Here is a 25,041-nt window from a genome sequence, read left to right as displayed (position 1 = left end):
TGATTTTTAATAGCCGCTCCAAATCATCAGGACTAAATAACTTACGACTTACTTTTGCTGAAAACGACGGAGGAGAAATACCGAACTTTTTTGCGGTATAGTCATTTATATATCATGATACCGCAATCACTTGAAAGAGGTTTGTGATTACGTATTAATAATTATTTAGAACCACTTCGACCATTACAATTCACACTTTAACATTAATACAAACAAAAATGCTACATGTTTTTGATGATTTTAAATGAAATATTTAATCTACATTATTACGATTCGGCTATAAAAAATTCGGCTTTTAGTTTTAAATTTCAATATATATATGCCTGAATTTAAAGTACTTACATTAATAGACTCGTTATTCAATATATTACTTTCAGAAATCAATTGACCCGAATAAGAAAACACTTGAATATTAATGGATTCATTTCCTTCTAACTTATCAATACTAATATTAATAAATTGGCCATAACTTGGATTTGGATATACTTTTACATTTGAAACTTCTGAATTTTTAGATAACAGTCTGTTAGTATTAGAAGTACTATCAACAAGCCAAAGCTGAACACCAGAAAAAGGAGTAAAAGCCATGGTATTAATATTCTCTTTTAATTTGAAATGCTTTTGAGGGAATGAACTTCCTAAACCCTTATAAATATCCGTAACATTTTTTATCACTTTTGAATTATTGTTAAACATAAATAACTCATTTCCAATATATTTATCATATGCCGAATAATAATAATCGCCAAATGTTGTATCAATTAATAAATCAAAATTAAAATAGTTTGATAATTGAATTGTATTATTAACAGTGCCATCGGAAACCCACAATTCTTTGACAGGTTCTTGATTGTTTCGATTATTCAATACAAAAAATGATTCCTCACTTTTTGAGTCTAAAAAAGTATAAAAAGAGAGTTTACCAGTAATATTTATTTTTGAAACCCCGCCTTTAATATTATTCAAATTTATAATTGACATCTCATTATCGTCACTATCGGTATTAATTAAAATGTTTTTGTCATAAAAGTGATTTCGAATAGCATGTATGAAGCCAACATTATCATAGGTGAGAATTAAAACCTTTTCAAAACCGACCTTGCTTACTTCATAAAACTCTAACTCATCCTCAACTTGATTAACTAATATGTTTTTTGCCGTATTATCCAAAAAATACCACTGTCCATTTTTAAACCCTTTTTCATGAAATGAAACTACCTTTTCTGTCTTAATATCATATATTTTATAATTTATTACATCCCCCAGTGAATTTCTTGTCACAAATAGATATTCAACCTGGCCTTTTTCCATTTTATAAAAAAACGGTCCATTTGACCCAATATTTGTAGCGTTTACTATTTTAATGATTTTCTCATCTGTGACTCTGAAATATATTAAATCCCCATTATTGGCATTCAACAAAAATTCGTTCTGTGTTATGTCATATTCCTTGTAAGTAGATATTGTTGAATTAAAAGTGTATAATAACTTAGGCGAAGACAAAAGGTCTGAACGAAACAATAGGCTTTCTTTTGAATAATACACATATTTACCACTTATGGCTATAATATTAGCGTCATATAATTCAACTAGCTCCTTATAATCTCCTCTATTTGAATCATGTAAATAATAACGCCTATCTGATCTAATTAAAAGGCCTTTATCTCTTATGTTCGCAATAAAATGATTGTTAATATTTACCTCATCGGGTATCAAAATTTTACTGCCTTTACTAGTACCATCGGTTAGTAAACTGAAATTGTTTAGAGAGAAAATATATTTATTGTCAATTTTTTCATTTTTAAACTTTAAGTAATCATCATTATTAAAAAACCTGTCAGAAGCTATTAAAAAATCAAGAGAAGAAGACTCCAAATCGTATATAAAAAACTCCGTAATTCTCTTAGACTGAAAATTTGAAAATGAAATGAAAATTTTATTGTCTAAAGCTTCAAAAACAGAGAGAGAGATGTAAAAGTAGTTCATTTCACGAGAAAATAATTTATCCATTTTTATCCCGTCAAAACAATATATTGCCACCGTATTTTGATCTTCCTCAACTGCTAAAAATATCCTGTTTGCTGTATTTGCATACTTGAGAATTCTAGATTGAACAATATCATTACTTTTAATAACTATTTCTTTTTTAGTTCTTTCAATCAAGTTTTGAGCATACAGTTTATTTGCTTCTACAACAAACACTTCCGATTTAGAAACTTTAAAGTTATTTTTTGACGTCTCGCTTAAACTATCCAGTCTCACAATTGCTTTATTTTTTAAATCTAAAGCTACTTTAGGCCTACCCTCACCATCTGGATATATTTTTAATAGGTTTTCTTCCTTTTTTAAATAAAATAACGCATTTAACGAAATACTACTTTGAAGTTCTGATTTATTGCCTAACGGGTATATTTTAATTGTTTTAGATTCTGAATCAAAATGTAAAAGGTTAATATTTCCCGAATTTGGTTTTTGAAAAGAATCATTATTACCTACAAAAAAAAATGAATTTTCAATTTGTTGAATTTCAGAAAACTTATATGATTGGAGAGAAGGCCCAAGAAGACCCCAAGGGTGGTAATAATTAACATAATTTGTTAATGTGGAGTCGGAAATATTTTTTTTGCCATTAATATTAAAAATACTATTTCTAAATATAGTTTTGCCATCACTCAAAAATTCTAATTCAGTAGAATGAAGGCCATCCTCTTTATAAAAATACTGCTTTTTAGTAGATTGATTTTGATCTAAAAACCTAATTTCCTTTGATTTAAAAGACCACAGATAATCCAAATACCAAATCTTGTAATTATACTCAGAAACTTTTTCATGTTTTGTAATTGTGATTACGTAATCATCGTTTAACTTTTGAATATCATGAACATTTCTATACTCTTGACCTAGTAACTTAAAGTTTGATGAAACTAATAAACTATCGTAAACCGAAACAGTTAACTTTTCAAAATCATACGAGTATGTAACCAAAATACCCTCGGTGGTTTTGGGAAAAATTTTCATGTTAGAAGAAAATTTTTCAAATGTATCTTCCTTGTCTTTTGAGGTTTTTAAAACATAAATATTATCATTTTCAGAGCCCAAAACTTTTCCTTTAAATTCAAAAACCTGAATTCCAAAAATATTTGGAATACTTAACACCAGTTTTTCACTTGATTTATTCAATTTCCACAATGAGCGAGTTTTATTTTTGTGATTTAAGACAAAATAAATCTCATTAGCTAATTCGATCGTTTTTTCTAACTCCGTATCTGGTAAAAAACTATCCACCAAAGTATATTGAGATACTAATGAAGATTGCGTTTTTAGAATTTCATTAACGTTTTCACTATTTGTTTTATGGAAAAAAATGTGATCCCTATATGCACCTAAAATGGTAATTTTACTATCATTAGAAACCAATTTTGTATAGTCAGTTATTTGTTTTTGAGAAAAACAAATAAGAGGTAGAAGTAAAAATAAAATAGTGTGTTTCATGGATTATCTAATTTAAAAAACAAGATTACTAAAAAGTAATGCTAAATGGTACAAAATGTTATTTTAAGGCTATTATTTTATCAAATATTCTTTTTTACCAAAAAACCGGAACGAGACCTTTTGGTCCACATTCCGGTTTCAATGAGCGGTATTTAGTTCTTACTTCACCTTTCTAAACAAATAACCGGGGGCATCAAAGGCTATGCCTTGGTCTAGCATCAGTTCTTTTTCGCAGATCCGGATGTTTCCTTTCACTATGTTATGTTGGTTTTCTAGGTCCATTAGGCTGTCTGTAATGAGCTTTAGGCTCCTGTAGCCGTTACTTGTCTCTTCGATGACACTGTAAGCGTCAGAAAACACTTTTTTGCCTGCCAAAGTCACCGTCACTCCGCCATCTGCCAAAAACTCGATTTGGTAGTTGGGTATCTCTGGATTTGCCATGCGGGCAATCATGCCTTTTAGCTGCCATTTTCCTACTATCAGGGCTTTGGCACTATCGAGCGTAGGGAGGGTGTCGGCTTGTGCGTTTACACATGGAAACTCCCCCGAGTCTTCTCCTTGGATCATTTCAGAATTTGGGTTAATGGCCGAGTCTTTGTCGTTTTCACAGGCGAAAATCAATGGGAAAGCCAACACTAAAATTAGTTTTTTCATAACATTACGTTTTGTTTAATGCCTGATAGACCATGGTTTTGGGTAAAGCGTTGGATTGATTTTTTAAAAAATGATTTATCGGTAAGTAAAGAATTTTGAATCAAATCTATTGATTTGAAATTAAGCGAAGATGTATTGCTAGTTTTCATGTCATGATAGCTACTTGTGTAACCTTAAATGGTTATTTTTTGACTTTGTTGGCCTTGCTTAAAATAGTGTTTTGGCAATTTGGAATTTTATAAAAAAACACCCTATATTTTCAAAAAACCGATGGTGCTTGGTTTGTAAAGTAACCACCCTGTGAGACTTCTGCGGGTTTTATGGGTTACCAATACTTCGTGGGGCACTTTGGCACTGTTAAACATCACGAGGCGGTTTGCCAATGGGTTTACCACAAGCTCCTCGCCGTTGTCTTTGTATATTTTTAGTTCGCCACCGTGGCCGGGTTGCCAGTCTTTGTTTAGATACAATATCACCGATATCATGCGGTTTGAGCGATTTTTAAACTGATCTATATGTCTTTTGTAAAAAGTTTTCTCGGGATAAAGTGCCAAATGAAACTCAAATTCTTTGAGACTGAGGTAGCAGTATCGGTTCAGCTTTTCTATACATTCCCTGATAATTTCGAAAACGGGCGTCAGGCTGATATCTACGGCTGGGTCAAGCCAATAAATATAGTCGCCACGTATGTCTGGAGCTACGGTTAAAGCCGTGTTTGTTCCTATTTGAGCTTTTTTAAATACATCTTCGGCTGTTTTTGTCACAAAAAATGCATCGATATCTTTGAAAAGAACTTCCGGCAAAAAATCGTCTACTATCACATAATTATCCTCGGATAGTTGGTCAATCCATGCGAGCCATTGTTCTTCTGAAAAATACGTCAAATAATTTCTTTTTAAGGCGGGCAAAGGTACTGCTATTCCACACTTTCCTTCGGTTATTTACAATTTAACTTTAGACGATGGTTTTGGGTTTCTAATTTGAGGTATCTGTGTGTTAAATCAAGAATTCTATGCCGGCATTCATTTTAAACCAAAAAAAAGATTACTTACCTGTGTTAAACCCGATTTATACATAAAAAAATCTATTTCGACCTTAAATTGCTGCAAACCGGGTTAAACCATTTATATGATATGTTGTCAAAGCGTTTATGAAATTAAAAAACTTAGCTTCCTACTCTTGTTTACAGTACTAATTCCGCTTTTTTCTGCTTGCAAAAAGGCCGTAAGCATTCCTGAAAACGGGGTAGATACTTCCAACGGAAGTCCCAACATAGTTTTTATAATAGCTGACGATATGGGCTGGGATGCTTTCGGAAAAAGGGCTGGATATAACGGCCAAAAGGCTAATACCCCTACCCTGGATTCCTTGGCCAAAACGGGTATAACCTATACCAATTTTTGGGTTAACCCAGTCTGCTCGCCTACTCGTGCGAGTTTAATAACCGGCAAATACAGCTTCAGAACCGGCGTTGGTGGCGTAGATACACCTCCCACGGCGGTGCTCCAAAACTCGGAGGTTTCTTTACAAAAGTATATTTCGACTCAAACCTCTAATGCCTATGCCACAGCCTTGATTGGCAAATGGCACCTATCGCAAAACTCAAACTTAACGGCTCCCGAGAGCTTTGAGGTGGGATATTTCTCGGGTTTTATGTCTGGTATGGTAAACGATTATTACGACTGGACGCAAACCTCTAACGGCAAACAAGAGACTATTAGCACCTACAGCACCACACATTTCGTAAACCAATCGGTCACGTGGATTGGTCAACAAACCAAACCGTTTTTTCTTTGGCTGGCTTTTAATGCTCCACATACGCCTTTTCATAGACCGCCACTTGAGCTCATCACAGACAAAACACTTACTAACACCCAAGCAAATATTAACAAAAACCCCTTGCCGTATTATTTGGCTGCCATAGAAGCCATGGATAAGGAAATAGCCCGACTAATAGCTGCCATGCCTGCCACAAAAAGGGAAAACACGGTGTTTGTGTTTATTGGCGACAACGGCACACCCGGTCAAGTGGTGCAGGAGCCTTACACCAATCATGGTGGAAAAGGGTATCTTTTTGAAGGTGGTGTAAACACGCCTCTGATAGTGAGTGGAAAAAACATTATCCGTAAAAACGAAACAGACAATAGCCTGGTACAGGCACCCGATATTTTTGCAACTATAGCCGAATTATGCGATGGCAAAACGAGCTCCTACAAAGATGGAAACAGTATTAAAGGGACTTTTACGAGTAAAACAGCTTTAAAAAGAAACTATGTGTATACCGAGCAATTTGGCAACACCAACAATGATGGCTACACCTTGCGAAACAGCGGCTACAAATACATAAAACTAGAAAACGGAAAAGAGTATTTTTACAAAATATCGGCAGACCCTACGGAGTCAAACAACCTAATAAGCGGGACTATGAATGCCGAGGACTTGATAAACTTGGATGAACTTAAGAAAGTGAAAACCGGACTTTGAAGAAAAATAGAGGTTTATAAATGACAAAAGAGCCATGTGATGTTTCACGTGGCTCTTTTAGTTTTAAGGAAAATACCTTAATTCAACAGGATAAAAACTGCTATTCCCGAAAAATAGCCTATTAGAGCTAACCACGAAATCTTTTTTACGTACCAGAAAAAATCCAGCTTTTCCATCCCCATAGCGGCTACACCTGCTGCCGAACCTATGATTAAACAGCTGCCACCAGTGCCGGCACAATAAGCCAAAAGCTCCCAAAACGAATGGTCCATCGGGAAGGTTTCTAGGCTATACATGCCCATGGCTCCTGCTACCAAAGGCACGTTGTCTACCACTGAAGACAAAAGTCCAATTAGCGTCACTATTACGGTTTGGTTCTCAAATTTCTGGCTTAGCCAAGTAGCGGCCTGGTTTAGCAAGTCGGCCGACTGTAGGCCCGCCACCGCAAGCAATATTCCCAAAAAGAACAAAATGGTGGTTATGTCTAACTTAGAAAGAGCATTATAAATCGAATATCTTTTCTGGTGTTCGGGTTTCTTTTTGGCAGAAAGTAACTCTGAAACTATCCACAAAATACTCAACACAAACAATATACCCATGTAAGGAGGCAAATGCGTAAAGGTTTTAAATACCGGAACAAACAATAATCCGCCTATTCCCAGGAAAAATATCAGGTTCTTTTCGAATGATGTACCGTGGTTTTCTTCTGTTTTTTTGGCTCCTTCTATGGTTTTGCCTTTTAAGCTCAATGAAATCACAAAAAGCGGTATCAACAAACAAACCAACGAAGGCAAAAACAATTCTTTGATTATGGCAAAAGTACTCACTTGTCCACCGATCCAAAGCATGGTGGTAGTTACATCCCCTATTGGCGAAAACGCTCCTCCTGCATTGGCTGCTATTACTACCATTCCGACCAAAAACATCCTGTTTTCTCGGTCATGTATTAACTTCCTAAGCAAGGTAATCATCACAATGGTGGTGGTCAGGTTGTCTAAAGCAGCTGATAAAAAGAAGGTTATCAACGATACTATCCACAACAGAGTTTGGAGGTTTTTTGATTTTATTCGGTCTGTAATAATATCAAAACCATGGAAAGTATCTACCAGCTCTACGATGGTCATGGCTCCCATCAGGAAAAAAAGTATGGAAGAAATCTCACTTAAATGCTCTGAAAGCTCCGATTCAATAAAGGCGTGGTCGGGGTTGATAAAGGCATAAATGGCCCAAATTAAAGAGCCCGTAAAAAGAGCAAAGGCCGTTTTATTAATTTTTACGTTGTGTTCGAATACGATTCCTAAGTATCCAAGCACAAACACGAGAATGAGCAGTTGCTCCATAGCAAGTATTGATTATGATTTTGACTAAAAACTAACCTCAAATGTATGTATTATTTTAGCTTATATCTCGTGTTTTTTTTCGATTAATATTTAAGGATACATTCAAATCTGTATTTTTTTCAAGTTTTTAAACCCTATGTCATATTGGCGACACTGTATTTGACAGAAAATGATTCTCTTTGTATTAAAAATAACCTATTACATATGCGAATTACATTTTTATTATTGATGATTTTCGGTGTTTCTGCTTACGGACAAAACACCTATTTGGAACTTGGTGGATCCGCAGGATCGTCTTCTGGATCTGCTGGCTTGGCTTTGCACAAAAACTGGGGTTTGGGTGCCAATAAGAAGTTTTTGGTAGGAACGGGCGTACGATTAACCTCATTTTTTGGAAAAGAAATATATTTCACTTCTGCTCCCAATAGCCTCGCTACCGTAGAAACTAGCACAGATTCATTATTTGCACCAAAGCCGAGTTTAACGTCGCTTAACGCTATGATTAACCTTGGATATGCCATAACTAACAAAATAGAAGTTGGTTTTAATATCGATGCCCTTGGCTTCTCTTTTGGCCCTACAGGCAGCCCAAATTTTGTTTCTAACGGAAAATCTAAAGCTACTGCTGCGAAGCCCACTGCTTTAAATGTACTTTTGGTTGGAAATAACGACAGAGGATCTCTGAATTCCCATTTTTATGCTAAGCTAAAACTTTCAGAAAAATTTGGAGTGAAACTGGCGTATCAATATCTATTTAACGAACTAACCACTTCTACCCAAGTACAAACCGTGCCTGAAGCAAACGACCGCTTTAGATTTAAATCTTCGATGGTATATTTAGGAGTCAATTATTCATTTTAACAAATAAAAACTATATACATGAAAGCCTTAAAACTAAGTATTCTTGCTCTTTTGATGGCAAATGCTGCCTTTTCACAAACGTATGCTCCGCTTGACAAAACACCGATGGATATGGCGTATTATCCGGACAATTTTGCTCATGATCGTAAATTTGCCCCTAAAAAAGTAGGCAAAGAAGTATTGGCTCGCATTACATATTCACGCACTGCAAAAAACAACCGTGAGGTATTTGGCAACCTTGTGAAGTTTGACAAAGTATGGCGTATTGGAGCAAACGAAGCTCCAGAGATCAAGTTTTATAAAGACGCTACCATTAACGGCAAAAAAGTGCCTTCTGGCACATATACGCTATTTATGACACCCGGAAAAGACTCTTGGGAGGTTATCTTAAATTCTGATTTAGACGTATGGGGAGCCTATTCTTACGACGAATCAAAAAATGTATTGACTTTTAAAGTTACTCCAGTGGCCTTGGATACCGTGGTGGAAAACTTATCCATCACTTTTGACGGTAAAAACGAAAAAGAGACCACATTTTATCTTGCTTGGGATAAAACGAGTGTCTCTTTTCCTATAACGTTTTAACCTAAAACGATTTATTTCATTAATTGCTTTTGGGCTATTTTGACCATATCATCATCTTGATTTACAATTTGATAATATTCGTTGACTAGCCCATTTTTGCTTTTCCACACATTGCGGGCAATCAAAGCTTTTATTTGAGTTTGAATATATTTCTTCGAATTTTTGAAGTCTTTCGCCACATACGGTATTTTGTTTTTAGTCGCCATCGAAACGAAGTCTGTTAGCATTGCGTCGTTAATTTGGAAGGTCTTCATATACGTTTCATACCCCATTTTCTCAAGCGAAACTTTGTTTTTAGCTGCATATTCCAAGGTATATTCTCTAAAAATGTTCCCGTTGAATAGCTCAAACAAATACGTATTGTAATACGAAGTGTCTTGTGGTACAAATATATCTGGCATAATACCACCACCGCCGTAAACTACCTTTCCGCCTTTGGTTTTATACTTCTGTTTGTTGTTAAACTTCACGGAATCTTTAGAAAACAATTCCCCCGAATTGTGCCTATTCATGATGTCTTTTCTATAATCCAGTTGGTTTCCTAGCTCGTAAGGCTTCTGTATGCTTCTTCCACTCGGAATGTAATATCTAGAAATGGTAAGCCTAAGTTCGGAGCCGTCAGAGAGCTGAATTGGAGCCTGTACGAGGCCTTTACCAAACGTACGCCTTCCTACTACTGTAGCTCGGTCATAGTCCTGCAGAGCCCCTGAAACAATCTCAGAAGCAGATGCACTGCCCTCGTCTACCAAGACTACAATTTTACCTGACTCAAAAATCCCTTTTTGGCCTGCATTTACGGTATAGTTGTTTGACTTGTCTTTGCCTTTGGTGTATACAATCACTTCATTTCCGCCAACTAGCTCATCAACTATACTTGTAGCTTTGTCCATGTATCCACCCGGATTTCCTCTTAAATCAATGATTAAACTTGCCATTCCCTCGTTTTTGAGGTCTTGAAGGCTTTTCTTAAACTCATCGTAGGTGGTTTCTCCAAATCGATTTATTTTGATATAGCCTATTTTGCTATTTTCTAGCATATAGGCCGCATCTACTGTGTATGTTGGTATTTTATCTCGCTTTACATTGAAAGTCAGCGGCTTACTGAAGTTTTTACGCTTAACCGTCAATTTGACTATTGAGTTTCTTGGTCCTCTTAATGTATTGAATACCAGAGTATTACTTAATTTACTTCCGGTTAAATTTGTAGAATCTGCTTTTAAAATGATATCACCCGTTTGAATTCCTACTGCTTCAGATGGTCCTCCTGAAAGTGGCGAAACCACAAAAAGTGAATCATTGAAAATATTGAACTCCACGCCTATCCCGTCAAATCCTGATTGCAGTTCCGATTTGGCCAAAACGGCTTCTTGTTTTGGTAAATATGCTGTATGGGGATCTAATTTTAACAGCATTTGTGAAATACCATAATCTGCAAGTGAATCGATACTAACCTCGTCTACATAGCTTTGGTCTATATGCATCAAAATCTCTTTAAACTTATTATTTACATTACTTCCCAAGTCTATACTTGAAGTTCTTTTTCCAAAAAATGTGGCTCCAATAAACATGCCCACCACCAAAGTAATGGCCACCACTAAAGGTATACTTATTGTTTTTTTATCGTTTTGATAATTCATGAATTGGTATTGATAATATAAAAATCCCCGTTTTTAGCTTAATAAACGCCAAAACGAGGATTAAAAGTTTTAAATTCTATAAATTAATACAGCAAGCCTGCAAAAGTAGCAGAAAGCAACGAAGCTAAACTACCGCCGATTACTGCTTTTAGGCCAAATTCCGAAAGGTTTTTTCTTTGGTTAGGTGCTAATGAACCTATTCCTCCGATCTGAATACCTATAGACGCAAAGTTTGCAAAACCACATAACATATACGTGGCCATTATCACCGATTTTTGTTCTGTAAAGTGTACGGCATTTGCTGCATTTTTAAGCTCTGCTAACTGAATATATCCTACAAACTCAGAAGCTGCTAGTTTGATACCCAAAAGCTGCCCCATTAGCATCACGTCTTCTTTTGCTACGCCAATCACCCACATTAAAGGTGAAAATATTAAACCCAGTATAGTTTCAAGTGAAAACTTCTTATAAGGTGTATGAAGCGAAATATAATCGTTTAGTCCTGAATATTGGCCTATTAAATCTCCCAACACGTAGTTTACCATTGCAATGAACGCTACAAAAACCAATAACATGGCGGCTACGTTTGCTGCAAGTTTTAGTCCTTCGGTGGTACCTGTAGCAATAGCATCTAGTATGTTTGTTCCTATTTTCTCTTTGCTAACCACAATATTTGAGTTAATTTCCTCCGTTTGTGGATATAAAATTTTTGCGATTACGATAGCTCCAGGAGCCGCCATAACTGATGCTGCAAGCAAATGGCGAGCAAACTCCGTTTCTTTTACGGGATCACCACCACCTAAAAATCCGATATAAGCAGCCAATACACCACCGGCTACGGTAGACATTCCGGCTATCATGACTAGCATCATTTCTGATCTATTCATTTTTTCTAGGTAGGCTTTGATCATAAGTGGAGCTTCTGTTTGTCCAAGAAAAATATTTCCTGCCACACAAAGTCCTTCAGCACCGGATACTTTTAAAAGTCGCGTTAATACACTGGCCAAACCTTTAACTATTACCTGTATTACTCCCAAATAAAACATAAGTGAGGTTAGGGCAGAAAAGAAAATGATTGTGGGTATCACTTGGAATAAAAATACATAACCGAAGCTCTGCACGTTCATCATGTTTCCTAAAAGAAATTCAGATCCAGATCTAGTAAAGTTTAGAATCTGTACAAAAAACCTCCCGATGAAATTAAATATGTTTTCTACAAATTGAATTTTGAGAACACCAAAGGCGAGACATAACTGAACGATAAGTCCGATCCCAACTACTTTGTAATTAATGGCTTTTCGGTCGTTTGACAATAAATAAGCTACTCCTAAAAGGACTGCTATTCCTAAAATACCTATATATTTTTGCATATTATGATTAAGAAAACGTGAATTAAATACATTTTATGCAATATTTTTAGTTTTACGGACTAAAATTGTATCACTTATTGGAATAATGAAAATATATAAATCAATTTTTCGTTTTGGCCATTAGTAAACACCAATTATGACCAAATAATAGAAAAACCGAATAAATGGGGCCAATAATTAAAATTTTTTACCCAAAATCAGCGATTAGCCAATTTTTTATTTTTCTTTTGTGTCACAAGTGCTTTTTTAACTCATAAAATCCGTGAAGCTCAAATTCATTTTTTGGCTTTTACTATGTCTTTCTTATACTAGTTTTAGTCAAATTTCTTATCGGACGCGATATCAAAGGGCGGTTCTTATCGAAACCTTTGCTTCTAGTCCAATATTTTCTGTAAACATAGAAAATGCCGTAAACCGTAGAATGAAATCATTCACTACGCTGAGGTATGGTGTGGGGTTTGTACCCGGCTCAAAAAAATCAACAGGCTTTGGTTGGGTAAATAACGGAATATCGCTGCCAGTAGGTGTTACTCAAAATTTTAATGTAAATAACCTCCAAAGAAGAGTAAAGATGCGGGTCTCTATGCGGTGTAAATCTACTCCTTCAAAGATAGCACTTGAATGGTTTGGGGAAGTTGGAGCCTCATATACGCCCATATTTTATGGTATTTCAGCACCTAAGCACGTGGCTACTGGAATAATCGGTTTACGTCAACAAGTGGTATTTGATATTCCGCCGAAACCGAAAGTTATCTTTGTCAAAATTCAATATACGCCAAACTACTCTCATGGTAGTCTATCATGGAATCCTTTTGACATACTTTCATCGAATAGCGGTGGATTGTCGGTTTTTGGAGCTAGTCTTGGCTTTTCTTTTTAGGCCCTCCTAATATTTTCACTTTTTATAATTTCTAGTCCATTTAGCTTGAGATAAAGTTGAGCCAAAACCACTACGTCTTCTCTACAGTATTCGGCTATTTTATCTTCGTCTTTTTCTAAGTAATAGGTTTTGTTTACCTCAGATCCGTCTATATTATTTTTAGATGAAGGAATATCAAATATGGCAGCGAGCAAGTCTAAGGAAGTGAAGTTTTTATAATCTCCGAATTTCCAGAACTCTAGGGTATCTAAATGAAAAACTTCCCAAGGTTTCTTAGATGAAATATCCAGAACTTCGGGAAGTTTTATTCCGTTTATCAGCATTCTTCTACACAAATATGGGTAATCAAACTCTTTCCCGTTATGTGCACAAAGTGTTAACTTCTGTTTAGCTGTATGATTTTCAAGGGTATTTTTAAACATCAAAAGCAGCTCTTTCTCAGAGTCTGCTCTTAATGTTTTTACTTTAAATATCTGTTCGCCTTTTTGGTTATCAAAAAAACCACCTACCCCAATACACAATACTTTACCAAACTCTGCATAAATAGCGGCTCTGGCGAAAAACATTTCAGCAGGTGAAAGTTCGTCTTCATTTTTGAGCTTTGCTGCTTTCTTTTCCCACAGTGCTTGTAGCCTTTCGGGCAATAATGAAAATTCAGCTTCTAATGAAACTGTTTCAATATCAATAAAGAGTATGTTTTTTAATAAAAGTTTGGGTTCAGCCATTTGGGTTAGTGATTATTAAAGTCCGTGTTTTGCCGAGATTTCTAGCATAAGGTCAATTGGCTTTCTTGCCTTTTCGATTACTTCCTCAGAAAGCAAAATTTCTGGTGATTCGTCTCTCAGGCATGCATACAACTTCTCCATGGTATTGAGTTTCATATGTGGACAATCTGAACAGGCAATACATGCATGACCGTTCTTTGCTGTTGGTGCCACGTGAAACATTTTATCAGGCGAAGCGAGACGCATTTGGTGCAAAATGCCTGATTCAGTGGCTACTATGAACTCTTTTTCAGGACTATTTATGGTATGTTTTAGCAATCCAGTAGTAGATCCGATATAATCTGCTAACTCTAAAACAGGTTCTTCACTCTCTGGGTGAGCTATTATTGAGGCATTTGGGTGCTTTTCTTTGAGGTCGCTTATAAGTTTTGCTGAAAATGCTTCGTGAACCATACAAGCTCCGTCCCAAAGGATCATATTTCTACCAGTCACTCTATTTATGTATCCACCCAAGTTTTTGTCTGGAGCAAATATTATCTCTTTGTCTTTGGGTACGCTTTCCACTATTTTGATAGCGTTGGTACTTGTACAGACAATATCCGTTAATGTCTTTAATTCTGCTGAACAGTTTACGTATGATATAACGACAGCGTCAGGATGCTGAGCTTTGAAGGCTATAAACTTATCTGCAGGAGCTGACTCTTCTAATGAGCAACCGGCATTAATATCGGGTAAAACTACTTTTTTACTTGGTGAAAGAATTTTTGCAGTTTCTGCCATAAATCTTACTCCAGCAAAGACTATCATGTCAGCTTCTGTTTTGGCTGCTTCTTGCGAAAGGCCAAGGCTATCTCCAATGTAGTCTGCTACGTCTTGTATGTCTGAAGTTTGGTAATAGTGGGCTAAAATAACCGCATTTTTTTCCTTCTTTAATCTGTTAATTTCTCTGATGTAATCGGCTGTTTCCATTTTATATTTATTGTTTGCAAGAATATTCGTACGTGGTTGTCTTAAATATATGACCAAAATAATCTGATTCGGTCTCTAAAATTTTATTTCTTTTTATATCATATGAGATATTTATCTCTGATTTTTCACCATTTGAACTTGTATATATCTGTTTTTCAACATCACCCACAGGGTTATACACATAGCTAATCTCGTATTCTTTTTTACCTACTTTGTTAAAACGAGCTTTATTTATAAGCTTTTCTCCTTCGTATATGTAGTTTGTTTGTGCATTTAATATACCGTTTAGATATTCGGAATCTTTTTCTAAATTAAGATTAGAATCATAGGTATATTCATTTTTTACAAAAACTTTTGCACTTAAATCTTTATTCTCAATTGATAGGGTTTTATTCTGTGGTGAATAATTATATAAGATTTGAGATACCTCTAAGGTGTCAGAAAGATACCTGGAAAACTTAAGAGTGCGACCTAAGTTGTCTTTATTGGTTTCTTCTTTACTGATGATTTCACCTTGATTATTTTTTATGAGCTTTATTTCTGAACCTACTGCATACGCTACTTCTGAAATTTGATTGTTATTGATGGTTTTTACCAAATTTCCCGCCTCTCCAAATTCCTGACTTAATTGATTAATCAGTTTTCCATTTAGTAAAGTCTGGCTCACAATCAGCTTATTGTTTTTATTGTAAGTATTCTTAATCGATTTAGTGTACGATCCCTCCAAAGGATTATCAAACGTATTGTCTTTTTGAATAATGTTATCAAACTTATCGTACGTGATTATTTCTGACCAAATTATTTTGCCAAATTGCTGAACTGAAGTTTTGGTTAAAAGACAATTTTTTTGTTGGGCAATAGCATATTGACTTAAAAATGAAAGTAGTATTACTATGTATTTTATTATTTTCAATTTTGCTTTTCTTTATTTTGTCAAATATAAGATTAATAAATTTTAATGTAAATCACAAAACTCTAAAAATAGAAGTTATCCATATTATTTAATAGATATCCACATTTAAGTAGCTGTTGGTCAATTAATTAACAAAATCTCCCCGAAGTTCTCTAAATCTAATTCTTGACTGTGCTCCATATATACTACCCGGATAATCTTTCAACAATTGTCTATAAAGTTCCATCGCCTTTGGCTTATCATCTTGATTTTCCTCCTTAATTTTGGCTAATAAAAACAAGGCATCATCAGCTAAAATATCAAATTGGTATAGTTTCAAAATTTGTTCAAGATCCGCAACTGACTCCTCTACCCTATTGACTTTCAGAAGCGTATTGGCTTTCAACCACAGAATTTCGTCTGCTAAGCTGTGGGTTTCGTATTTTTTTGCTAAAACTTCAAGTGATTTTATACTCTCATCGTATTTATTCTGAAAAATCAATAGATCCACTTTTGCAAATTCAGACATCGCTACTTCTGAGGTGTCTAAACCCGTATTATCTTGAATTAGCAGACTTAGCTGCAGTGCGTCATTTGCAATTTCTCTTGTTGTGGCTTTTTTAAGAATATCTAAGATGTCTTTTGATAACTCAAACTGACCCGTGTAATACTGTAACCTTGCATTTTTAAGTTTTGCTATTTCACCCAAATTATCTTCTTTTTGAGACTTTTCAACTTGCATATAAAGCAAAGTTGACTCCCAAGGCTCGTTTTTTAGGATATAAATGTCTCCTAAGTCTAATTTACATTGATCTCTAAATTTGGTATTTACTTTAGCCGCTTTTATAGCAGTTTCCAATATTTCGATGGCTTTATCGTGCTCATCTAGATAAAAAGCGTGCAACAATGCCATGTTTCTGAGAGCTTCCATGGTATTTGGTCCTATTCCCAATTCTGATATCAATTTGTTGTATTGACTCAGTAAGTCTTTAATATCTGCTTTGTCAATAGGGAACGTATTCTTAATAAGCTCCTCTTTGCTCTGTATTAGCCACCTACGGGCCGCAATATAGAAATCCCCTCCTGGGTATTCATCCATCACATATTGGTACATCCTAGACGCGTTTTTGAAGTCTTTTGATGTATACGCCATGCCTGCTAACTCAAAAACTTTCATGCCTTCCAACTGATTTCGTTTATCAATAGCTCGTGCCTGGATAAATGCTCTAGCAAAGTCCTGTTTTTGAGTAAAATGCCAAATCAAGATCTCGTTAAAGAAGGTTTCGTTGGGGTTTTCTTGAATTTTAGCATAAAGCATGGCTTCTAGCATTTCTATTTCGGCTTCTTCTCTGATGTTGTCTTGGATAGTAGCTTGCACATATGAGAAGTTTTTACTCCTTTGCCCATAACCAAACACTTCTTCTAACATTTTATCCTTTCTACCCACAAAAAGGTACCAACGGGCTAATTGCGTATCGAATTTAGTAGGATTGTTACTTTTTTCTCTTGAAGTAAGTAAAAGCTTAATGGCTAAATCTATTTTGTTGGCTTTGTAAAAGAAATTCTGAAGTTCATAAACGTAAGCATCTATTTTTGCTGATTCTTCTATGAGTTTGTTATATTCTAGCTCAGCTTCTGCAGTTTTACCAGACATGTCAATAATCTGAATCAAATCTGCTTTGTACACAATTCCATTCGGATTGTTTTTAATTAAAGCCTTCACATATTTGTAGGCCGTATCGTAATCTTTCAATTTGTATAAAGTGCTCAAATAATTATCATGTATTAATCTGGCTTGGTCTTTATTGCCACTTAATTTTTTATAGTATTCAGCAGCTTTTTCATACTCGCCTTGTTTGAAATATGCATCTGCCAAATCGAGCTCTTGACCGAAAGCCCCGACGGCAAGAAACAAAATATATATTGCTGTTAAAATTTGAACTCTCATAATAGTATTAATATTAAATATATATTAATTTTTTGTTAATTATTATTAATGTCTGTTGATATGTGGATTACTTATTTTTATTCTTTTTTGTGTTTATAATTAAAAATTTCTGTGGAAAAGTATTGAGTTTATTCACAATTATATGATTGTTTTTCAGTCAATTATCGTGCTATGTTAATTACTTTTTTAATTCTGATTGTTTTAATTGAGCATTATTTGTGACGTGTTTATCTTGTAGATAAGTTTTTATAAATTGGTAGTTTGGAGTTTTTCCACTGTTTATAATTCACTTTTTCTACACTTCTCCTTCTTTTCAACATTTTACATCCTTACTTTTCCACTCTAATTCTACGTTATTAACGTACTTATCCACAGGTTAATTGATATATATGTCTTTTAAATCAAAATTTGATCTAACTTTTATCGGAATACTGTTTATAAGTATCTTTTCAGGCATTGTTTGTTTTTCTAGGTTTCCGGGATCCCATATTCCGTTTTTGTTCTTATCCACAATTATTTTGATTGTGTATAAGGCGGGTATTATGTTTTTGAATTCAAAGTTTTCAACAAACGTTATTTCGTCAACTATTTCTTGGGTATCTACATTTATTAGGATTGCTATTTTAGAATCTGTTTTGTTAGATGTGCTACCTTCTATACTTCCGGTTTGATCTGGTTTAATTATTCTATTTGAAATACTGAAGTTGCTGTTTGTATCGCCTTTGTAGTTTTCAAATGTGTTAGAGGGTATCCTAAGTTCCACTTGATTAGCTGCGGTTGAATTTACTGATATCTGTAATTCATTTTTAGATTTCCATTTAAATTTGGGTTTGTCTTTTGCTATTGTATCAGATAAGAATATAATTTTAGAGCTGTCCATTCTTACTATTGGGTATTGGAATGTGAGTTTATATTCTATTTCATTATTTACATATGCATTGTTTTTGATATTAGTACTTATACCCATTACTTCAAGTGTTTTCTTTTTGTTTGAATTTATGGGTTCCATAAAATATATTTTCTGTGTTAGTGTATCTTTATGTAGTAATGAGTCTGTGGTTACTATAGTTGCTAATACGGTATCTATTAAAGCTTCGTTTAATTTAAATAGGTTTATTTCGCTTTTTTCAATTTGAAAACTTAGTTCGTTTTGAAGTTTATCAAATTTTATTTCTGCGTCTATAATGTCTTTGTTTAATTGAATTTTAAATAGTCTTTCTCTCGAAATTGGTCTTTTTATTTTTACGTTTTCCAAATTGGCTCTGTAGAGCTGTATTGTATCAAGTTGTAGGTTTTTATTTAATTTTATAGTGTCTGGTATATATCCTACCATTTCATTTTTTTGGTCGAAAATTAGATTGGAGTTTTTATCTTTAAAAGCCAATAATTTATATGTATTGTTTTTAATGTTTTCAAATTTGAAACTCCCAGTTGAATCTGACTTTGTGAAATAATTAGGTTTCCTGTTATAGTATAAAATAGTGTCAATTAACGTGTAAATGCCTACTGTAGCGTCTAAAATAGGCTTTTTGCTATCTATGTCTATTATTCTCCCTGAAATGCTCAGAGAGTCAATTTTTGGGCCTGTTGAGAGTACTAATTTTAAGTTATTAGCTGGATTTTTTTCGTTTAGGTCTTTTATTCCATTTCTGAAATTAAAGGTATACGTAGTGTTTGTATCTAGTTTTTCTTCAAAGGCTAATTTTACAGTTTTATCTTTTAGCTTAACATTGTAAAAAGCTTTTGGCTCTGGTGTTATTATTAACTCCTGCTTGAGTGATGTTATATCGATATATTCGTCAAATGTCAACTCTAGATTTTTATCATCGAAATTTATACTTTTATTTTCTGGTATAGATGTTAAAAGTTTTGGAGGTGTTACATCTCGTGGTCCACCGGTGGGTGGTACAAATTGTGCACAACCAATCGATAAAAATGCCAATACAATAAATGAACTTAAAATTTTCATCTTCCTAGTTGAATCATTAAAACAGATATGTCTGCTGGAGAAACTCCACTAATACGTGATGCTTGTCCCAAAGTCTGCGGTTTTATTTTTTTGAGTTTTTGTCTTGCTTCTATAGAGATAGAGGTAAGTTTTTCATATTCAAAATCAGGATTAATTTTTAAGTCGTCAAACTTGGTTAGTTTTTCTGCTAGAATTAATTCTTTTTCTATGTATCGCTCATACTTTACACGTATCTCTGCTTGTTCTAATATTTCAGGTTTTAGACTTTCTGTTAAATCTTTTAAAGATTGATTGGCTTCTACCATTTGATTCAGATTTAATTCTGGTCTTTTAAGTAGGTTATAAAAGCTTACTTTTTCTCTTACTTTGTTTGAATTTGCAGATTCAAGAAAATCGTTTATTTCGTCTGGTTGGACTTTTAAATCTTGTAGTTCTTGATACAAAGTTTCTGATTTACTTATTTTCTGATTTACGTTTTCTAATCTTTGGTCACTTGCTAATCCAATCTCGTGCCCTTTTTTAGTTAGACGAATATCCGCATTGTCTTGTCTAAGTATTGTACGGAATTCAGCTCTAGATGTAAACATTCTGTATGGTTCATCTGTACCTTTGTTTACAAGGTCATCTATGAGTACTCCTATGTAGGCTTCATTTCTTTTTAATACAAATGGATGTTTTTCCTGACTTTTTAAACTTGCATTTATTCCAGCTATTAGACCTTGGGCCCCTGCTTCCTCGTATCCCGTTGTTCCATTTATTTGGCCTGCAAAATATAGGTTTTCTATTAACTGAGTTTCAAGTGTTAATTTTAATTGCGTAGGTGGAAAGAAATCGTACTCAATTGCATAACCCGGTCTAAGCATTTTTACATTTTCAAACCCTGGTATTTTAGTTATTGCCTTGTATTGGATATCCTCGGGTAAAGAAGTAGAAAACCCATTTACATACATTTCTATGGTTGATCTACCTTCAGGCTCTAAGAATATTTGGTGACTATCTTTATCTGCAAATCTATTTATTTTGTCTTCTACTGATGGGCAATAACGAGGACCTAGACCTTTGATTCTACCGTTGAACATAGGAGATTTATCAAAACCTTTTCTTAGTTCGTCATGGACGGCGAGGTTTGTAAATGATATCCAACAGCTGTTTTGATTAACTAGATGAGGTGTATCTGTATAAGAAAACTTTTCAGGATTTTCGTCTCCTTTTTGTTCTTCCATAGCTTGGTAATTTATTGATCTACCATCTACTCTTGGTGGCGTTCCTGTTTTCATTCTGCCTGATTCAAAACCAAGTTCTACCAATTGTTCTGTTATACCAAATGCTGCGGACTCCCCTGTTCTACCCCCACCGAAGTTTTTTTCGCCAATATGTATTTTCCCATTTAAGAAAGTACCGTTGGTTAATACCACTGTATCTGCTTCTATTTCTAAACCAAGTGAGGTTTTTACTCCTGTTACTCGGTTATCTTTGACAGTTAAACCTGTTACCATCTCCTGCCAGAAACTGACATTGTGATTTTTTTCAAGTTTGTCTCTCCAGTTTAATGCAAATTCCATTCTGTCAGATTGACATCTTGGCGACCACATTGCAGGTCCTTTTGATCTATTCAGCATTCTGAATTGTATCATGGTTTCATCGCTTATGATACCAGACATTCCTCCAAGTGCATCAATTTCTCTTACTATTTGACCTTTTGCTACGCCGCCCATTGCTGGGTTACATGACATTTGTGCAATAGTTTGAAGGTTCATGGTTATCAATAAAACTTGAGAACCCATAGTAGCGGCTGCGTGTGCAGCTTCACATCCTGCATGTCCGGCACCTACTACAATAACATCGTATTTTGGAAACATATAAGTATTGGTTCCACGTGAAACATTTTGAATTCTGGTTCCACGTGAAACAGTTAATTTATTCTTTTGAAATAGTTATCAGTTTGTTTTTTATAGAATGGAGTGAAGTTTGGCGGGGTAGTTCGTAATAGTTCTACTTGCTTTTCTTTCTCTCTTTTGAATTTTTCAAGGTCAGGTGGTGTGGCTCTGTTAAAGGTCACTCCTGTTTTTGCATTTCTTTTGGGGTCAAGTTCTTGTTCTTTTATCGCTTTTTCAGCTTCAAGTAATCTTGTCTCAATTTGTTTTTGACGATTAAATAATGTTGGATTTATGCGTTTGTTGACTAAGTCGTTTTCGCTTTCATCCATTTGTTTTTGTAATTCATCTAAGGTATTGCCCACCTTCTTGCCAGCTTCGGTACCATTCAGTTTATCTTTCATTTCCTGAAGTTGCTTTCTAAGCTTGGCTTGTTCGTTTGCTAATTTCGCCAATTCTTCGGACAACTGCTTACCACCCATTCCGCTTGAGCCTAATCCTTGAATTTTTTTATTCAACTCTTTTTGTTGTTCTCCAGTAGGCATTGGGTTGTCGCCAGGCTTGTTTCCTTTGCCCGAACCAGGATCAGACATGTTGGCCATCATCTGCTGCATTTGTTTGAACGTATCACTAAGCATCAACGCCAAGTTATTCATAGAGGTCATAGCGAACTGCTGCTTCGAAGCAGTTTGAGGTAATTTTCTGTCTTTGATATACTGAACAGATTCGTCAATATTATTTCTCATATCTGTAACCTCAGTAGTTATAAAGCTTTCTATTTGCATTACTCTTTTAGCTAGGGAGTATAGTGAATCTTCAATTACTTTTGCATCATCTGCTATTTTAAGTTGCTCTTGAGAGAGCTTTATAAAGCGAGGGTCAGCTAATGAAATTGACCTAAAACTCTTCATGATGTTTTCCTGATCATGTGATACTTTTATAAGGTTCTCAAGTATTTCACGTAAAGCATCAATGTCGATATCGAGTTGTTTCATTTCACCGCTTTGCATAGCTTCTTGTAATTCACCTGCCATTTTTTTCATTTTCTTGGCAGCCTTTTTTTGGTTCTCACTTGCGGGTTTGCTGTCTTTATTGTCTAAATCCTTTTTGGCTTTTTCTTGGTCTTTCGATATTTCTTCTTGTTTTTCTTCTTGGGTATCTACTTCTTTTTTGAGTTCTTTACTAAGCTTTTCTATGTCTTTTAGTTTTTCTTTTTTCTCTTCAAATTCTTTATTAAGCTTCTCTTGTTCCTTTTTAAGATCCTCGTTTGGTTTTTTATTTTCTTCGGTTTTCTTAGCTAGCTCTTCTTGCTTTTCGGCTAATTTTTCCAAGTCTTTTACTACCTCATTTACTTTTTGTTTTAGTTGCAGGTTTTTAAATAACTTTAGCGTACGGTCAATATTCTTGTCTAAGTTGCGTTCGTTTTTGTTGATTTTATCAAGTTGGTTAAGCGACTTATCATCTAGTTGCTGTTCCATCATTTTCTTAAGTTCCTCCAACATTTTGGTATCTTCAGTCTTCATGAGTTCTTCAATCATCTTTTGAAGCATCTCCATTTTTTCTTGAAGTTCGGGGCTTTGTTTCTCAAACCTGTTTTGTTTGTCTTTTAATTGGTCAAGTTCTTTCTGTAACTCTTTCAAGTCATCTATTAGCTCTTGCTTCTTTTTCAATAAATCATCTATTTCTTTTTTATCTTGAAAATCTAATTCTTTCTTTTTCTTTAAATCCTTGTCTAAGTCATCTAATGCTTTTTTGAAGTCTTTAGATTTTTTCAAAACATCTTCAAACTTATCCTCGGTTTTCTCTATTTGCTTATCTATATCTTTATCAAACTCAAGTGCTGTGGGCATAGCAAAGTTTTGAATAGAAGTCTTCGTAGACTTCCTACCATTTACACCATCGTTATCCGTTATTTGTAAATAATATTCTAATTGGTCCGCTTTATCTAAACCAAGACTTTGAATATTTACTTGATAAAAGAATGTTTGAGAAAGTGATGATTTATTAAAAGGTACGTCAGCTGCTTTAAAAGGCTCAGTAGATTTACCAGATGATTTTTTTCTGTAGAAGAATTTGAAATCAGTTAATCCATAATCATCAGATACGCTCCCTCCTATTCCGATATAATTGAAAAGAGTGGTGTCTTTAATTTGTTCTAAACTAATGAGTGGGTATTTGTCAGGTATTACGTTTATGTAGTACGATATTTTATCAGCATTGGCAGAGATCTTATTTTTTAAACTTATCTCGTATGCAGCAGATTGTTTTATTTTTTTTCCAAAACGAAAATCTGAAAACATGCCTTTAGTAACCTCAACACTGTTCTTTTCATCAAAGATAATTTTCAATGCATCTGTTTCATCTGTTTTAAATTTCCAGTCTATTTGGGTACCCTCTGGAACTATCAAATTTCCTACATTATCAAACTCCTCAGAGGTTTTGTTTAAATAAGAAGGGTATCTTAAGTCTACGCTAAATGAAAGCAAACTAGGCCTTGAAATAAGGTCTAAGTTGAAAGTATTTGAGGTAAAACCGCCTCCTTCGAAATGAAAATCTGTGGATTCTTGAACGTTAGAAAATGTATACTCAAAATTTCTAGTGTCCTTTATATCCATTTTGAATTTTCTGTCATTCGAAATCAAATAGACTTCTTCGGGTATTGCATTTCCTACTAGTTTTAAGTTAAGTTTAAAATCTTCGTTCTTTACTGCCTTTAGGTCTTTGTTTAATATTTCAAAATGAAATGGAGCGGGCTCAGCAAAATTTTTCTTGAAATAAACAATACGCTCTGTGCTTTTAAAAATAGAAGGTGCTATAGCCGAAATTAAAATTATGGCGAGCACTGGAGGGATCACGTATTTGAGATATTTTTTGTTTTCGTTTAGATTTACAGCGTCTGCAAATTGAAATAATTTTAAGTCTTTCGTTTTCTGAGCTATGCTGGCTTCTAGTAGGGCATTGTCGCTTTCTGAAAGACTTGTTGCTAATTGAAGTGTATTTAAGAGCTTATCTTTAATATTTGGGAAAAACTGCCCGATTTGTTGTGCTGCCTGGTGGTCGCTCAGCGGTTCATTTATTTTAAATAAATAGAATATGGGCTTTAGTATATAAAAAAATAGGGTGTAAATAGCTAATAATAAGAAACTTACAAGTAAAATTGCTCTCGAAGTAGAGCCAAACCTTCCGTAATATTCAAGTAAATTGATTAATATATAGGCACCTAAAAGCAAAGATGACCCTATGAGTAAACCTTTAAAAAGTAAGTTTTTGTAATACTTTTTTTTATAACCTGAAATTTTATCTAGTAACTGACTTATTTCTACACCCTTTTTCATATCATAATATGTTTATAATCAATACT

At 34.5% G+C, this 25,041-nt stretch carries 17 protein-coding genes; 4 read left to right on the top strand and 13 right to left on the bottom strand.

Annotated features, from left to right (window positions below; translation table 11 throughout):
* Positions 1-258 precede the first annotated feature (258 nt).
* The 3 genes from ACFOOI_RS14620 to ACFOOI_RS14610 all read right to left on the bottom strand — a co-directional run bounded on the left by ACFOOI_RS14620 (position 259) and on the right by ACFOOI_RS14610 (position 5,030).
* Entirely contained in the window at positions 259-3,492 is a 3,234-nt protein-coding gene (locus ACFOOI_RS14620) for a T9SS type A sorting domain-containing protein (protein ID WP_379838746.1), read from the bottom strand.
* 159 nt (positions 3,493-3,651) lie between these two features.
* Entirely contained in the window at positions 3,652-4,146 is a 495-nt protein-coding gene (locus ACFOOI_RS14615; protein ID WP_379838745.1) for a hypothetical protein, read from the bottom strand.
* Positions 4,147-4,397: 251 nt separating this feature from the next.
* A complete protein-coding gene (locus tag ACFOOI_RS14610; RefSeq protein ID WP_379838744.1) occupies positions 4,398-5,030 on the bottom strand; it encodes a 2OG-Fe(II) oxygenase in 633 nt (210 codons plus the stop codon).
* A 295-nt stretch (positions 5,031-5,325) separates the two neighbouring features.
* Here ACFOOI_RS14610 and ACFOOI_RS14605 point away from each other — a divergent pair, with 295 nt between their 5' ends.
* Positions 5,326-6,630 (top strand): sulfatase-like hydrolase/transferase, encoded by a 1,305-nt coding sequence (locus ACFOOI_RS14605; protein WP_379838743.1) that lies wholly within the window; start codon positions 5,326-5,328, stop codon positions 6,628-6,630.
* 77 nt (positions 6,631-6,707) lie between these two features.
* Here the strand turns inward: ACFOOI_RS14605 and nhaD are convergent, their stop codons facing one another.
* Positions 6,708-7,970: a sodium:proton antiporter NhaD gene (gene nhaD / locus ACFOOI_RS14600; RefSeq protein ID WP_379838742.1), complete on the bottom strand. Its 1,263-nt coding sequence runs from the start codon at positions 7,968-7,970 to the stop codon at positions 6,708-6,710.
* A 204-nt stretch (positions 7,971-8,174) separates the two neighbouring features.
* Between nhaD and ACFOOI_RS14595 the strand changes: the two genes are divergently transcribed.
* Together ACFOOI_RS14595 and ACFOOI_RS14590 are read left to right on the top strand one after the other, a co-directional pair.
* Complete coding sequence (locus ACFOOI_RS14595) at positions 8,175-8,831, top strand: hypothetical protein (RefSeq protein WP_379838741.1); 657 nt, start codon at positions 8,175-8,177, stop codon at positions 8,829-8,831.
* Positions 8,832-8,849: 18 nt separating this feature from the next.
* Positions 8,850-9,416, top strand: coding sequence for a DUF2911 domain-containing protein (locus tag ACFOOI_RS14590; protein ID WP_379838740.1), 567 nt, complete (start codon positions 8,850-8,852; stop codon positions 9,414-9,416).
* Positions 9,417-9,427: 11 nt separating this feature from the next.
* Here ACFOOI_RS14590 and ACFOOI_RS14585 read toward each other — a convergent pair whose 3' ends face one another.
* Both ACFOOI_RS14585 and ACFOOI_RS14580 read right to left on the bottom strand, forming a co-directional pair.
* Positions 9,428-11,053 (bottom strand): S41 family peptidase, encoded by a 1,626-nt coding sequence (locus ACFOOI_RS14585; RefSeq protein ID WP_379838739.1) that lies wholly within the window; start codon positions 11,051-11,053, stop codon positions 9,428-9,430.
* Positions 11,054-11,136: 83 nt separating this feature from the next.
* Complete coding sequence (locus ACFOOI_RS14580; RefSeq protein WP_379838738.1) at positions 11,137-12,423, bottom strand: NupC/NupG family nucleoside CNT transporter; 1,287 nt, start codon at positions 12,421-12,423, stop codon at positions 11,137-11,139.
* 421 nt (positions 12,424-12,844) lie between these two features.
* Here ACFOOI_RS14580 and ACFOOI_RS14575 point away from each other — a divergent pair, with 421 nt between their 5' ends.
* Complete coding sequence (locus ACFOOI_RS14575) at positions 12,845-13,303, top strand: hypothetical protein (RefSeq protein WP_379838737.1); 459 nt, start codon at positions 12,845-12,847, stop codon at positions 13,301-13,303.
* On the opposite strand, the gene ACFOOI_RS14570 is transcribed toward ACFOOI_RS14575, so the two are convergent.
* The 7 genes from ACFOOI_RS14570 to ACFOOI_RS14540 all read right to left on the bottom strand — a co-directional run bounded on the left by ACFOOI_RS14570 (position 13,300) and on the right by ACFOOI_RS14540 (position 25,015).
* Positions 13,300-14,028 (bottom strand): 3'-5' exonuclease, encoded by a 729-nt coding sequence (locus ACFOOI_RS14570; RefSeq protein ID WP_379838736.1) that lies wholly within the window; start codon positions 14,026-14,028, stop codon positions 13,300-13,302. The genes ACFOOI_RS14575 and ACFOOI_RS14570 overlap by 4 nt on opposite strands.
* A 15-nt stretch (positions 14,029-14,043) precedes the next feature.
* Positions 14,044-14,997 carry a quinolinate synthase NadA gene (gene nadA, locus ACFOOI_RS14565; protein ID WP_379838735.1) on the bottom strand — a complete coding sequence of 318 codons (954 nt, stop codon included), beginning with the start codon at positions 14,995-14,997 and terminating at the stop codon, positions 14,044-14,046.
* Between the two features lie 7 nt (positions 14,998-15,004).
* The gene (locus ACFOOI_RS14560) at positions 15,005-15,910 is read right to left on the bottom strand and encodes a hypothetical protein (RefSeq protein ID WP_379838734.1); all 906 of its coding nucleotides are present in this window, start codon (positions 15,908-15,910) and stop codon (positions 15,005-15,007) included.
* Between the two features lie 124 nt (positions 15,911-16,034).
* A complete protein-coding gene (locus ACFOOI_RS14555) occupies positions 16,035-17,837 on the bottom strand; it encodes a tetratricopeptide repeat protein (RefSeq protein WP_379838733.1) in 1,803 nt (600 codons plus the stop codon).
* Positions 17,838-18,213: 376 nt separating this feature from the next.
* Positions 18,214-19,806, bottom strand: coding sequence for an Ig-like domain-containing protein (locus tag ACFOOI_RS14550; protein WP_379838732.1), 1,593 nt, complete (start codon positions 19,804-19,806; stop codon positions 18,214-18,216).
* On the bottom strand, positions 19,803-21,665 hold the full coding sequence (mnmG, locus tag ACFOOI_RS14545; protein WP_379838731.1) for a tRNA uridine-5-carboxymethylaminomethyl(34) synthesis enzyme MnmG: 1,863 nt from the start codon (positions 21,663-21,665) through the stop codon (positions 19,803-19,805). The genes ACFOOI_RS14550 and mnmG overlap by 4 nt, the downstream gene beginning before the upstream one ends.
* Before the next feature lie 53 nt (positions 21,666-21,718).
* A complete protein-coding gene (locus ACFOOI_RS14540) occupies positions 21,719-25,015 on the bottom strand; it encodes a coiled-coil domain-containing protein (RefSeq protein ID WP_379838730.1) in 3,297 nt (1,098 codons plus the stop codon).
* Positions 25,016-25,041 lie beyond the last annotated feature (26 nt).

It is taken from the genome of Lacihabitans lacunae (assembly GCF_042649125.1).
GTDB lineage: Bacteria > Bacteroidota > Bacteroidia > Cytophagales > Spirosomataceae > Leadbetterella > Leadbetterella lacunae.
This window is presented reverse-complemented; position numbering and strand designations above follow the sequence as displayed.

What these genes read in the sequence shown, in the direction of transcription:
- nhaD (WP_379838742.1), bottom strand. Translation starts at nt 7,970, where the DNA reads ATGGAGCAACTGCTCATTCTCGTGTTTGTGCTTGGATACTTAGGAATC.
- mnmG (WP_379838731.1), bottom strand. Translation starts at nt 21,665, where the DNA reads ATGTTTCCAAAATACGATGTTATTGTAGTAGGTGCCGGACATGCAGGA.
- ACFOOI_RS14575 (WP_379838737.1), top strand. Translation starts at nt 12,845, where the DNA reads ATGAAATCATTCACTACGCTGAGGTATGGTGTGGGGTTTGTACCCGGC.
- ACFOOI_RS14555 (WP_379838733.1), bottom strand. Translation starts at nt 17,837, where the DNA reads ATGAGAGTTCAAATTTTAACAGCAATATATATTTTGTTTCTTGCCGTC.
- ACFOOI_RS14590 (WP_379838740.1), top strand. Translation starts at nt 8,850, where the DNA reads ATGAAAGCCTTAAAACTAAGTATTCTTGCTCTTTTGATGGCAAATGCT.
- ACFOOI_RS14570 (WP_379838736.1), bottom strand. Translation starts at nt 14,028, where the DNA reads ATGGCTGAACCCAAACTTTTATTAAAAAACATACTCTTTATTGATATT.
- ACFOOI_RS14580 (WP_379838738.1), bottom strand. Translation starts at nt 12,423, where the DNA reads ATGCAAAAATATATAGGTATTTTAGGAATAGCAGTCCTTTTAGGAGTA.
- ACFOOI_RS14585 (WP_379838739.1), bottom strand. Translation starts at nt 11,053, where the DNA reads ATGAATTATCAAAACGATAAAAAAACAATAAGTATACCTTTAGTGGTG.
- nadA (WP_379838735.1), bottom strand. Translation starts at nt 14,997, where the DNA reads ATGGAAACAGCCGATTACATCAGAGAAATTAACAGATTAAAGAAGGAA.
- ACFOOI_RS14595 (WP_379838741.1), top strand. Translation starts at nt 8,175, where the DNA reads ATGCGAATTACATTTTTATTATTGATGATTTTCGGTGTTTCTGCTTAC.
- ACFOOI_RS14540 (WP_379838730.1), bottom strand. Translation starts at nt 25,015, where the DNA reads ATGAAAAAGGGTGTAGAAATAAGTCAGTTACTAGATAAAATTTCAGGT.
- ACFOOI_RS14620 (WP_379838746.1), bottom strand. Translation starts at nt 3,492, where the DNA reads ATGAAACACACTATTTTATTTTTACTTCTACCTCTTATTTGTTTTTCT.
- ACFOOI_RS14550 (WP_379838732.1), bottom strand. Translation starts at nt 19,806, where the DNA reads ATGAAAATTTTAAGTTCATTTATTGTATTGGCATTTTTATCGATTGGT.
- ACFOOI_RS14615 (WP_379838745.1), bottom strand. Translation starts at nt 4,146, where the DNA reads ATGAAAAAACTAATTTTAGTGTTGGCTTTCCCATTGATTTTCGCCTGT.